We start from the raw sequence: 12,119 nt of genomic DNA on the forward strand, positions 1-12,119 counted from the left end.
GTTGGGGTGGGGTATTAAAGAAGAATCAAAGAGTTGAAGAGTGCAGTACCTATTGTGTTGTCTTTAAAACCCCCTCCCAGCCTCCCCCTTCGCAGGGGGAGGAGCAAGGCAAAAACCTAAACCGGTTTAATTTCCTGCTGAAAATCCTCAGCATCAACATCATATCCCGACGGTTCCCAGCGTACCGCTGTCAGTACGATTAAGCCTGCCAGTGGCGCTAAGGCGATCACCCAGAACACGCCGGTGCCGAGTGCGGCGGAAAGCACCGGAAACAGGAACAGTGAAAGGGTGGAGCTGGCGCGCATCAGCGTCTGGTTGAAGCCGACACCCATGCCGCGCAGTGATGTCGGGTAGCTCAGTGACGCAAATGTCATGGTGTGCGATCCCGGCCCGAACCCCTGACCGAACAGGAATAACGCCAGCATGGCGATGGAAATTGCGGCTTCGCCACCGTCTGCCGGGCGGCCGACCAGTGCCAGACCGATCATCGCCACCAGCTGGCAGGCGTAACCGGCGTAGGTCATTTTCCATGCACCAAATTTCGACACATACCGTACCGCAATCAGACCACCGACGAAGGCGAAGCACAGGTTCAGGCCGAGCGAGAACAGAATGGTGCTGATCATCGACTGTTGGAGGAAGCTGGATAAAATCACCGGTAACCCGAATGCCACCGCATTATAGGCAAATGACGAGGCCACCGCCGTCACGGTCGCCAGCAGGGTGCGGCGCAGATAAATGCCCTGCAACAGCGTGCCGTAGTTACGCCATGCGGCTTTGCGCACTTTCACCTGCGGTGTTTTGTCCGCATCTTCAGCCACTACCGCATTGATGTTGTAAGACTTTCTCAGGATCGCCGCCGCGCTTTGCAGGTCGCCCTGATTGGCCGCCCAGACCGGCGATTCATTCATATAACGGTGACGGATAGCGATAATCAGAATCGCAGGCACCGCGCCGAAGCCGAGGATCAGACGCCACAACCAGTCGGTGTGCGTGGCAGGCAGTACTGCGTAAAGCAGCAGAACCAGCAGATACGAGACGCTGATCGCCGCGTACCACGTCGGGCACCACATTGCCACGCGCGAGGCTTTATTGCCGCGCCCCTGAAGTTTTGAGAACTCCGCAAGAAACGCCATCGCCACCGGTAAATCGATGCCGACGCCTAATCCCATCACGAAGCGCGACCCGCCGAGCACCCATTCATTCGGTGCAAAGGCGCAGGCCAGTGCGGCAATCACGAAGAAGAACATATCAGCCATAAAGACGCGGTAACGGCCGATTTTGTCGGTCAGATAGCCGCCGAACAATGCGCCGACAATCGCCCCGAAAGTGATCGCCGAGGCCACAAAGCCCGCGCCGGAAGGCGTCAGGCCAAACTGGCGGGTGATATCTTTCATTCCGAAAGCCAGCGCACCGAGGTCATAAGCGTCGAGGAAGACGCCGCCGAGTGCGATAGCAATCACGATGCGTGCGTCGCTGATTTTCGCTGCGCCGCGGTTCACTAACTGAGTAATATCGGCAGCGGAACGAATCACCACCGGCTGGTCAGACGCAGAATCTGCGCTGTAATCCCCTGAAGAGGCGGTCTGAGAGGCCGCAATTGAATCAGACATTGTTGTGTTTACGCTTTTTGACAAAAAAACCAGCATAGAGGCGAGGTGATGCCGGTCACAAGTTCTGATTAGACGTTGCGTGAAAACAAATGGCTATAAGTTAAAACAAAGTGATCTAAAAGGCAGCGCTGAACATCTTCTTCGGGGGAAACAGCCTGTCTTGTCTCAGTGATTTAGCGGATAAGCTTCGAACATTTATGCATTTTACTCCGCTTCCGCCGCCTGCTTTTATGGCTCACCCTCCGTTTCCCTGCGCGAAATTGGACTATTCTTGTTAGCAGCTTGTTTATTCAGATGAAAGCCGAAAGACAGAGCAGTCGCCGGGCGACAAAAACCAACATAACCCGATAAGAGGATAGAACATGACTGTAACAACTGGGCGAGTACGGGGATTTTCAGTGGCAGCACTGGCGCTGGCTTCCGTGTTAAGTTTCAGCGCACAGGCCGCTGATGATGCCGTGCGTGTCGGCTCAAAAATTGATACCGAAGGGTCGCTGCTCGGTAACATTATTATTCAGGTGCTGGAAGCCAACGGTATTCACACTACCAATAAATTACAGCTGGGAACGACGAAAGTGGTGCGTGGCGCAATCACCGCCGGTGAAATCGATATCTATCCGGAATACACCGGCAACGGCGCGTTCTTCTTCTCCGACGATAAAGACCCGGCGTGGAAAAATGCGCAGGCCGGTTTCGATAAAGTCAAAAAGCTGGATTACGACCAGAACAAAATTGTCTGGCTGAATCCGTCTCCGGCCAATAACACCTGGACTATCGCGGTACGTCAGGACGTCGCGAGTGCGCACAACCTGAAATCGCTGGGTGATTTGGGCAAATACATCAGCAGCGGCGGCGATTTCAAACTGGCGGCGTCAGCCGAGTTTATCGAGCGTCCGGATGCCTTACCGGCGTTTGAGAATGCCTATGGCTTCAAGCTTAATCAGGCGCAACTGTTGTCTCTGGCGGGCGGTGATACGGCGGTGACTATCAAAGCGGCCGCTGAGCAGACTTCCGGCGTCAATGCGGCAATGGCTTACGGCACTGACGGCCCGGTAGCGGCGCTCGGCCTGCAAACGCTGGAAGATCCGAAAGGCGTACAGCCGATTTACGCGCCTGCGCCTGTCATCCGCGAGGCCGCGCTGAAAGCGCATCCGAACATTCCTGAATTGCTCAAACCGGTGTTTGCTTCGCTTGATACCAAAACGCTGCAGGGGCTGAACGCGAAAATCGCGGTTGATGGTCAGGATGCGAAGAAGGTGGCGGCGAAGTACTTGCAGGAAAAAGGTTTCGTTAAAAAATAACCGGGCAGTGACCGCCCTGAGCACGATCTTCGGGTCGTGCTCTCTGATATCAGGTAATGTTTTGACTTATCACTCACCCGTTAAAAACCGCGTCCTGCTGACGCTGGTTTTGCTGCTGTTGCTGGCCGGTTTCGGGCTGGCTTTTGTCAGCCATGCGCCCAACCGGCTGGTATCCGGTAAAGGTATTTCACTGGCGAGCCTGCTGCATGGCTATTCTGCATTACTCCTGTTGCCTGCCGTTTTGCTGCTGGCCTGTGCCTTTCTGACCCTTTATGGCCGCCATCATTTGCTGGTGATGCTGCTGGCGGAAATCCTGCTGGCCGTGCTGGTCTGGCTGGCCGGTCACAGCGCGGTGCAACTTGCGGGGGGCGATGAAGACAGTATCGCGCGCACCTCGCTCGGCGGCGGTTTCTGGGCAGGTGCGGCGCTTTGTCTGCTGATCGCCTCCGACGCCATTTCCCGTTTTACCCGTAATCACAGCCTGCGTATTTTGCTCAACGTGCAGATGGTCGTGCCGGTGGTTTTGCTGCTGGCGTACGGTCAGCTTGCCGAACTTTCGCTGCTTAAGGAATATGACAACCGTTCCGACGTGTTCAACGATGCGCTGTGGCAGCATCTTGGCATTTTGTTTGGCACGCTGGTGCCTGCGGTGCTGATCGGTCTGCCGGTCGGGTTGCTGTGTCACCGTAAACCCCGCTGGCGCGGGCCGGTATTGTCGGTGCTGAATATTATTCAGACCGTGCCGTCGATTGCGTTGTTTGGCCTGCTGCTCGCACCGCTGGCGGGGCTGGCAAAAGCGCTGCCGTGGCTGGCCGAACACGGCATCAGTGGCATCGGGCTGGCACCGGCGATTATCGCGCTGGTGCTGTATTCGCTGTTGCCGCTGGTGCGCGGGGTGATTGCCGGGCTGGAGTCGGTGCCGGAATCGGTGATCGAATCTGCCCGCGGCATGGGCATGAACCGTGCGCAGGTGTTTTTCCGCGTGCAGATGCCGATTGCCTTGCCGGTTATCCTGACAGGTGTGCGCATTGTTGCGGTGCAAACGGTCGGTATGGCGATGGTTGCGGCGCTGATTGGCGCGGGCGGACTGGGCGCCATCATGTTCCAGGGTCTGCTCAGCAGTGCGCTGGATCTGGTCTTGCTCGGGGTGATCCCGGCGGTGCTGATGGCCGTTGTTGTCGACAGCGTCTTTAAATTTGCAGTCTCAATTCTGGAAACCACACGCAGATGATTCATTTCAAGCAGGTTAGCAAACACTTTGCCGGAAAAGCGGTCGTGCGCGATCTCACGCTGGAAATGGCCAAAGGCGAATTCACGGTGCTGATCGGCACCTCCGGTTCGGGGAAATCCACCACGCTCAAAATGATCAACCGGCTGGTGGAGCACGATCGCGGGGAGATTTTATTTGCCGGTGAACCCATAGAAAAATTCCGTGCGCAGGATCTGCGCCGCCGGATGGGTTATGCGATCCAGTCCATTGGCCTGTTCCCGCACTGGACGGTGGAGGAGAATATCGCCACCGTGCCGCAATTACTGAAATGGCCGAAGGCGAAAATCCGTGACCGCGTGACTGAACTGCTCGAACTCCTTAATCTTGACCCGAAACAGTTCCGTCATCGTTATCCGCATCAGCTTTCCGGCGGACAACAGCAGCGCGTCGGTGTGGCACGGGCGCTGGCTTCTGACCCGGAAGTATTGCTGATGGATGAACCTTTCGGCGCGCTCGATCCGGTGACCCGCGCGACGTTGCAGGAAGAAGTGGCGCGCATCCATAAAATCACTCACCGCACCATCGTACTGGTGACGCATGACATCGACGAAGCGCTGGCGCTGGCCGACCGCATCGTACTGCTCAATGACGGACAAGTGGTGCAGCAGGGGACGCCGCTGGAATTGCTGACCCGACCGGCAACGCCGTTTGTGCGTGATTTCTTCGGTGGCAGCGAGATGGGGATCCGCTTGTTGTCGCTGCGCGAAGTGGGTTCGCTGATGCGGCGCGGCGAGTCGTATTCCGGCAACCAGTTACCGCTGACCGATACCATGAGCCTCAGTCAGGCGCTGTCAAAATTTGTCGTGCAGCAGGCTCAGCAGTTACCGGTGGTGGATGAACAAGGGCAACCGCTCGGCGTGCTGCATTTTGCGGATCTGACCGCACCGGAGGGCCGCGCATGAAACGGGTATTTGCAGATCCTCTGATTTGGTTATTCGCTTTATTGCTGGCGCTGATTTTCGGTATGACCTCGCTCGGCGGGCTGTTCCACTGGATGTTCCCTGAACTCAGCAGGCCGGTGTATCAGCAGGAAAGCTTTGCCGCGCTGGTGGAAGCCCATCTGTTGCTGGTCGGCATTTCCAGCCTGATTGCGGTGATTATCGGCGTAGCGGCGGGGGTGGGCGTAACACGTCCGGCGGGCAAAGAATTCCGTTCACTGGTGGAAACGCTGGTGGCGATGGGACAGACGTTTCCGCCGGTTGCGGTACTGGCAGTCGCGGTGCCGGTGATGGGATTCAGTGAAAAACCGGCGATTATTGCGCTGGTGCTTTACGGGTTGTTGCCGATCCTGCAGGGGACGATTGCCGGGATTGAATCGGTACCGGCGTCGGCGCGGGAGATTGCGCAGGGCGTGGGGATGAGCCGCTGGCAGATGCTGCGGAAAGTGGAAATTCCGCTGGCCGCGCCGGTGATTATTTCCGGCATCCGCACGTCAGTGATTATCAATATCGGGACGGCGGCGATTGCCTCGTCGGTCGGCACGTTAAGCCTCGGCTCGCCGATTATCATCGGCCTGAGCGGTTTTAATACCGCCTACGTATTGCAGGGTGCGGTGATTGTCGCGTTGCTGGCGATTTGCGTAGATATGCTGTTTGAACGCTGGAGCCAAGGGTTACAACGCTGGCAGCAGCGGTCAGTGGACGAATCAGTTCGTTGATGCAGACGGCGGCGCAGGCACCACGGAAGGGGCGTCGTTATCGCTGACCGGTTTCGCGTCGTCCTGAATCACCACCGCATAACCGGCAACCATCACGCCACCAATTGCGCCAATCGCCATCAGACCAAACAGCGCGATAAATAATTTTTTGCCTAGCGAATTCATGTGCAGTACCTCAGGATTTTGAACGGCGAATTATAAATCGTTTCCTCACCCCTGCAACAGACTATTCATGCTGTGATTACTTTTAACGGTGATGCCAGCGCATTTTTTGTCATATACAGAAACTTTTTAGCAACATTTTGACGCGATCGCACGGATTCCCTTGCCGGAAATCAGGGCAATAGCGTTAACTGTTTGCCTTCATTATCACGCTAATAAGTTATTCCTATGACTGGTTCCGCCACCCGTTCCCTGCTGCCATTAATTGCTGCACTGTTTGCGCTGTATTTTATCTGGGGTTCGACCTATTTCGTGATCCGCGTGGGCGTGGAAAGCTGGCCACCGCTGATGATGGCCGGGCTGCGTTTCTTCGTCGCCGGATGTATTTTGTTCACGTTTTTATTGCTGCGCGGGCATAAAGTCCCGACGTTGAAACAGTGGATGGCCGCCGGTGCCGTAGGTATTTTGCTGCTCTCTGTCGGTAACGGGCTGGTGACGGTGGCGGAACATATGCAGGTGCCGTCGGGCATTGCCGCCGTAATGGTCGCCACCGTGCCGCTGTTTACCCTGTGTTTCAGCCGCCTGTGGGGAATGCCCAACAGCCGCCTGGAATGGACCGGTGTCGCCATCGGCCTGTTCGGGATTGTGCTGCTTAATACCGGCAGTAATCTGGAAGGGAACCCGTGGGGCGCGGCGCTGATCCTGCTCGCCTCACTAAGCTGGGCATTCGGTTCGGTGTGGAGTTCTCGCTTGCCGCTGCCAACCGGCCTGATGGCGGGTGCGGCGGAAATGATTATCGCCGGTGTGGTGTTGCTGGTGGCAAGTCGTGTCACCGGGGAACACATGACCGCGACGCCTTCGCTGAGCGGTTTTCTGGCGCTCGGTTATCTGGTGGTATTTGGCTCGATGATTGCCATCAGCGCCTATATGTTTCTGCTGAAAACTGTGCGTCCCGCCGTGGCCACCAGTTACGCCTATGTAAACCCGATTGTGGCGGTGTTGCTCGGCATCGGCTTCGCCGGTGAATCCTTGTCTCCGGTCGAATGGGTGGCGTTGGGCGTGATCCTCTGCGCGGTGCTGCTGGTGACGCTGGGGAAATTGGTGTTCGGGCGTAAGAAGACGGTGATTAAAGAAGTGAAGGTTTAAACCGCTTCCTTTTCGCAAATGTGAAAGCTGATTTTGTTTTGCTCCTCCCCTTCGCAGGGGAGGGATCAGACCGGGTTAAGCCTATTTTTTCTCAAAGAAAATCGTCACCCGCGCCACTTCCACGCCGAATTTTTTCAGCGCGGTGACGTTAAACAAGTGCTGTTCGTCCTGCTGATAAATCCAGTCATCGAACGTCAGCCGGTAGGTGCTGCCGCCTGATTTTACGTCCATCACGTATTTCCAGTTAAAGGCATTGCCTGCGGATTGCCCGGTGGCGGTGCCGATAATGTCGCCCGCCGTGCCGGTATAGCTGCCGTCTGCCAGTTTGCGGATCCGCCAGACGCGGGTCTGTTTCTCGCCGTCGTCATACACAAAGTCTTCATGCAACGTCAGCGTATCGCCCGCCACATCACCGCGGATTTTCACGGTGAAGCGCCGGGTCTGTTTGTTGCTGTAATCCTGCACCATGCCGTAGGCCACGCTGTCACCGGCAAACCAGGTGAAAATATCCAGCTTCGGTTGCGCTTGTGCGTAATCCTGAATATTGGCTTTACAGCCGGTGAGTAACAGCATTCCGCCGACGATCAGCGTGACAAAAATCTTGCGCAGAACAGTCATAAAACCTCCATAAGATGCCATTAATCGGACGCGGATGCGCCGGTCAGCTTGCTGCGTAAATCAGGATATTGCGTGGCGGGCGAGAGCCAGATCGCCAGAAAGGCATCGCGGAATGCCGGGCTGAAAGGCTGACCGACCGGTGTGCTCAGCACGCTGTTTGCGGGCTGGCTGTAAAACTGGCCGCCATTTTCAGTGGCGACAAACATGATTTCGCTGCCGTTGCTGACATCCGGCCAGGTGTTTTGTACCGCCTCCAGCCAGCCATTTTTCTGTGCCTGTGCCAGCAATCCCAGTGCCTGCCATTGCTCTTCTGTTGCTTTGGTCAGCTCCTGATGATCAATACTGCGCAGATACTCAATCTTCAGCGCCTGCGGCCATTTTCCGGCCTGATACGTACCGTCGGGCGTCAGCAGTTGCGAATGATAAACCTCAAAAGGCCCCCAGCTCAGCGTGGCACGTCCGACCTGTTGCCATTGGTTCCACGGCGTGGCGGCAAAGGCAGAGAAAGAAATCATCAGCGAAAGTACGGCCAGAAATGCGCGCATCATCAGGTTTTCCGCTCTGTGTCATGGCTGAGCAGCACCGGCAGGCTGATCAGCGGTAAGAATATCGCCCAGCCCGCCGCCAGCAGAAGCCAGACATAAACCGGTGCGGCGAGAAGTTGCATGGCACCGAGCTGCATGCCGAGGTAATAGGCCAGCGGGCCGCTGACCGCGCCGACAGGCATCAGCCAGTACCATGTCAGCCGTAAATAGCCGAGTAACCACAGCCACCAGGCGCTGAAGCCCAGCCATAACGCCATCATCCACGGCGGTACGGCGGAAGAATCGCTAAATTCAAACAGACCCAAAATGCACCACAGCGAGTCCATCATGATGCCCAGCGTACAGGCAGTGGCGACCCACAACCGGCGTTTTGATGGTGCAAACGCCAGCATCAGAAAACTGCTTAAAAGCAGGAAGAGGATAAACCGTCCGCGCCCCCAGACGGCCAGCGTCCACCAGGCATCAAAACCCAGTGTCAGCAGCCAGAAGCGCAAGGTTTTCATCCGCGTCGCTCGGCGACCAACTGCACGGTGCTGATGGTGCGTGCACGAAAACCTGCCTCGCAGTAGCACAGATAAAACAGCCACAGACGGCGGAAATATTCGTCCTGCACGCCGTCAGTCTGTGCATTCCAGTAGCGCTGCACCCGCTCACGCCATTCATGAAGGGTGCGGGCGTAATCGGAACCGATATCGAACAGATCACGCACCACCAGACTGGTGCAGCGGGTCATGGTGTCATTCATGGCGGTAATTGAGGGCAGAAAACCGCCGGGAAAAACGTAGCACTGAATAAAATCGACGTTACGGCTGTAGGCGGCATAACGCTGGTCGGCGATGGTGATTGCCTGAATTGCCATACGCCCGTGCGGTTTGAGCAGCGCATTGCAGCGTTTGAAAAAGGTGGAGAGATAGCGTTTGCCGACTGCTTCGATCATCTCTATCGACACCAGTTTGTCGAACTGCCCCTGCAGCGAACGATAGTCTTCGAACAGCACCGTCACGCGGTCACTCAGCCCGGCTTTTTCAATCCGCTCACAGGCAAAGCGATATTGCTCGCGGGAAATGGTGGTGGTGGTGACCTGACAGCCGTATTCGCGCGCGGCAAATTCGGCCATCGCGCCCCAGCCGGTGCCGATTTCCAGCAGATGATCGCCCGCTTTTAATTGCAGCTGTTCACACAGGCGGCGCATTTTGGCTTCCTGCGCCTGTTCCAGCGTCATCTGCGGCTCCTGATACCAGGCGGAGGAATACAGCATCTTCTCATCGAGAAAACCCTGATAAAAATCGTTGCCCAGATCGTAATGCGCCGAGATATTTTTACGCGCCTGCGACGGACTGTTGCGGCGGAAAAAATGAATGACTTTTTTGGCCGGTGTGTTGAGCCAGCTGAGGCGTGCCTCGATTTTATCGACCAGCTTCAGGTTCTCGGCCAGCAGTTGCAGCACGACGGTCAGATTAGGCGTGGTCCAGTCGCCATCAATAAAACTCTCACCCGCTGCGACGCTGCCGCCCAGTAAGACACGCCGGTAAGCGCGCTGATGCAGAATGTCAATTTCACCCTGCAAGATAGCCGTCGGATCGCCAAAAAATATCGCCTGCTCACCGGGTTCACGCAGCGTCAGGCCCGCGCCTTTGAGCTGCTTCAGGACGCTAAGGATGAGCGCGCGCGCCGCTTTGCTGCGCCTGTTATTCGTCCCTTCACGGGCGAGTTGCATTTCAGGTTGGCTCATGGTCAGTCCTTATCAACGGGAGGATGAGAATAAATGGGCGCCCGTTTCAGCCACAGTTTCAGTGCCTGCCAGTAGATAGTCAGTGCGGTTTTAGCGGTCATGACAGGCAGCCGCCACAATTGCTGACGCAACGCCGCGCGGGTCAGCGGACGGGCTGTCAGTGAAAGGGCTGCATCGAATTCCCGTTCTTTACGGTGATTTTCGATAGTGATGTGTAACTGCTTTCCAGGGGGTGTCAGCCGCCAGTGATAGACCATGTCCATCGGATTAAAGGGCGACACATGAAAGGCTTTCGGCACCGGTTGTGAACCGTCAGGCAGAACGGCGTAGGTGTGACGTTCGTTCCAGGGGGTATTGCGCACCTCGGCCAGCATCCAGCGCAAAACACCATGCTGATCATAAAGATAGTAAAAATTCACCGGATTGAAATAACAGCCGAAATAACACAACTGACATAACAACATCACCCGCCCGTCCGGGCGTTCGCCGGTCAGCGCTTCGATTCTCGCCTGCGCTTTGGTTTTGATATCACCGCCGCCGAGATAATCTTTGCGGCGAAAACTGGCGGCGGAAAACCGGTCGAGCTGGATACCTTGTGCAGGTAACTGGTCCAGTTCATCAAGGTCAATCAGCGGCATGAAAATATCGTAGTCGAATCGGTGTTCAACCGGCGTAAACCGCCGATGGCGCACCGTGCCGACATACAACTGGCTGTTCATGACGCCTCCCGTTTTTCCTGCTCATTCTGTTGCTGCGCACTGAAAAGTTGCAGATTGAGTTGTTCCACCACGTCACGCGCACTGTTGACACCGTCTTCGTGAAAGCCGTTGTACCAGTACGCACCGCAGAACCAGGTGCGGTTGTGGCCGTTGATCCGGTGGCGTTCCAGCTGTGCGTGGCGGCTGGCCAGATTGAGAACCGGGTGCATATACGTGGTGCGGAACAGGACTTTGTTTTCATCAATCGGCGTCAGCGGATTGAGTGACACGCAAAATGTCTGCGGCGTATTCAGCCCCTGCAAAATATTCATGTTATAGGTCACGCTGGCGCGGCGGCGGTGCGAAGGATTGCTGTCGCGTATATCCGCGTGGTCCGCCAGATTCAGCGCGTTCGGCAACTGATAATTCCAGCTCGCCCAGGCGCGTTTTTCGCGAGGCAGCAGGTGGGTATCGGTATGCAAAATGACGTCGTTGCTCTGATAAGGCAGGGCAGTGAGAATGCTTTGCTCATCAGCAGTGGCGTTGTCACCCAGAATGGTCAGCACCTGATCGGAATGGCAGGCGAAAATAATCTGATCAAAATGCGCCTCGCCATGCGGGGAATGCAGCGTCACACCGCAGGGTGTGCGGACGACTTTACTGACCGGTGCGCTGGTCAGCAGCCTGACGCGGGCCGGCAGTTTTTCCTGCATCCGGCGGATATATTCCCGTGAACCGCCGGGGACCACCATCCATTGCGGGCGGTTGCTGACGTCCAGTAATCCGTGATTATCGAAAAAGCGCAGGAACATCGACAGGGGGAAATTCGCCATATCGCTCAGCGAAGAAGACCAGATGGCCGCCCCCATCGGCAGCACATAATGCAGGGCGAAAAACGGGGTGAAACCGTTTTGATCGAGCAAGTCAGCCAGCGTATCTTCGTCATTGTGCGGATTCAGCAGGCGCGCCTTGCACAGTTTGTTAAACCGCAGGATCTCGAGAATAAAGCGCCAGAATTGCGGTTTGAGCAGGTTGCGGCGCTGGGCAAACAGGCTGTTCAGCGAGTGGCCGTTGTATTCGAGTTTATTAACCGGATTGCGTACGGAAAAACTCATTTCCGTCGGCTGTCCTTCAATGCCCAGTTCTTTGAGCAGGGCAATAAAATGCGGGTATGTCCGGGAGTTATAGACAATAAAACCGGTATCGATGGCGTATTCTTTTCCGTCGGAAATCACATCCTGCGTGGCAGTATGTCCGCCTAAGGTTTCAGACGCTTCAAAGACGGTAATCTCACAGCCGGGCTGACTTTTTGCCAGCAGCCAGGCACAGCTCAGCCCTGAAATTCCGCTGCCTACAATCGCCACTTTTGTTGTCATT

At 56.2% G+C, this 12,119-nt stretch carries 12 protein-coding genes and 1 pseudogene; 5 read left to right on the plus strand and 8 right to left on the minus strand.

The features are described 5' to 3' along the window. Positions 1-116: 116 nt before the first annotated feature. Entirely contained in the window at positions 117-1,613 is a 1,497-nt protein-coding gene (locus ABIC79_RS12965) for an MFS transporter (RefSeq protein WP_131638086.1), read from the minus strand. 362 nt (positions 1,614-1,975) lie between these two features. Between ABIC79_RS12965 and osmF the strand changes: the two genes are divergently transcribed. From osmF to ABIC79_RS12985, 4 genes are all read left to right on the plus strand, one after another. Further along, positions 1,976-2,914, plus strand: coding sequence for a glycine betaine ABC transporter substrate-binding protein OsmF (gene osmF / locus ABIC79_RS12970; RefSeq protein WP_112198498.1), 939 nt, complete (start codon positions 1,976-1,978; stop codon positions 2,912-2,914). 61 nt (positions 2,915-2,975) lie between these two features. Further along, the gene (locus ABIC79_RS12975; RefSeq protein ID WP_112151643.1) at positions 2,976-4,145 is read left to right on the plus strand and encodes an ABC transporter permease; all 1,170 of its coding nucleotides are present in this window, start codon (positions 2,976-2,978) and stop codon (positions 4,143-4,145) included. Next, a complete protein-coding gene (locus tag ABIC79_RS12980) occupies positions 4,142-5,086 on the plus strand; it encodes an ABC transporter ATP-binding protein (RefSeq protein ID WP_112151642.1) in 945 nt (314 codons plus the stop codon). Before ABIC79_RS12975 ends, ABIC79_RS12980 begins: the two co-directional genes overlap by 4 nt. Continuing rightward, positions 5,083-5,841, plus strand: a complete 759-nt coding sequence (locus ABIC79_RS12985; protein ID WP_013576336.1) for an ABC transporter permease — start codon at positions 5,083-5,085, stop codon at positions 5,839-5,841. The genes ABIC79_RS12980 and ABIC79_RS12985 overlap by 4 nt, the downstream gene beginning before the upstream one ends. Positions 5,842-5,904: 63 nt before the next feature. Here the strand turns inward: ABIC79_RS12985 and ABIC79_RS12990 are convergent. Further along, positions 5,905-6,006, minus strand: a pseudogene (locus ABIC79_RS12990) (YohO family small membrane protein); the annotation flags it as partial. Positions 6,007-6,231: 225 nt separating this feature from the next. Between ABIC79_RS12990 and yedA the strand changes: the two are divergent. Then, positions 6,232-7,149 (plus strand): drug/metabolite exporter YedA, encoded by a 918-nt coding sequence (gene yedA, locus ABIC79_RS12995; protein WP_013576334.1) that lies wholly within the window; start codon positions 6,232-6,234, stop codon positions 7,147-7,149. 81 nt (positions 7,150-7,230) lie between these two features. On the opposite strand, the gene ABIC79_RS13000 is transcribed toward yedA, so the two are convergent. Genes ABIC79_RS13000 through ABIC79_RS13025 form a run of 6 tightly spaced genes read right to left on the minus strand, consistent with a single transcriptional unit; the run spans position 7,231 to position 12,118 of the window. Then, positions 7,231-7,767 carry a DUF3833 domain-containing protein gene (locus ABIC79_RS13000; protein ID WP_037037201.1) on the minus strand — a complete coding sequence of 179 codons (537 nt, stop codon included), beginning with the start codon at positions 7,765-7,767 and terminating at the stop codon, positions 7,231-7,233. Between the two features lie 20 nt (positions 7,768-7,787). Beyond that, positions 7,788-8,315, minus strand: a complete 528-nt coding sequence (locus tag ABIC79_RS13005; RefSeq protein WP_121020051.1) for a hypothetical protein — start codon at positions 8,313-8,315, stop codon at positions 7,788-7,790. Further along, positions 8,315-8,815 (minus strand): DUF2878 domain-containing protein, encoded by a 501-nt coding sequence (locus ABIC79_RS13010; protein WP_112151639.1) that lies wholly within the window; start codon positions 8,813-8,815, stop codon positions 8,315-8,317. Before ABIC79_RS13010 ends, ABIC79_RS13005 begins: the two co-directional genes overlap by 1 nt. After that, positions 8,812-10,044 (minus strand): SAM-dependent methyltransferase, encoded by a 1,233-nt coding sequence (locus tag ABIC79_RS13015; protein ID WP_217244039.1) that lies wholly within the window; start codon positions 10,042-10,044, stop codon positions 8,812-8,814. The genes ABIC79_RS13010 and ABIC79_RS13015 overlap by 4 nt, the downstream gene beginning before the upstream one ends. A 2-nt stretch (positions 10,045-10,046) precedes the next feature. After that, positions 10,047-10,763 carry a DUF1365 domain-containing protein gene (locus ABIC79_RS13020; protein ID WP_013576329.1) on the minus strand — a complete coding sequence of 239 codons (717 nt, stop codon included), beginning with the start codon at positions 10,761-10,763 and terminating at the stop codon, positions 10,047-10,049. Beyond that, entirely contained in the window at positions 10,760-12,118 is a 1,359-nt protein-coding gene (locus ABIC79_RS13025; RefSeq protein ID WP_354567331.1) for an NAD(P)/FAD-dependent oxidoreductase, read from the minus strand. The genes ABIC79_RS13020 and ABIC79_RS13025 overlap by 4 nt, the downstream gene beginning before the upstream one ends. Between the last annotated feature and the right edge of the window lies 1 nt (position 12,119).

The organism is Rahnella sp. 2050 (genome assembly GCF_040544515.1).
Classification (GTDB): Bacteria; Pseudomonadota; Gammaproteobacteria; order Enterobacterales; family Enterobacteriaceae; genus Rahnella; species Rahnella aceris.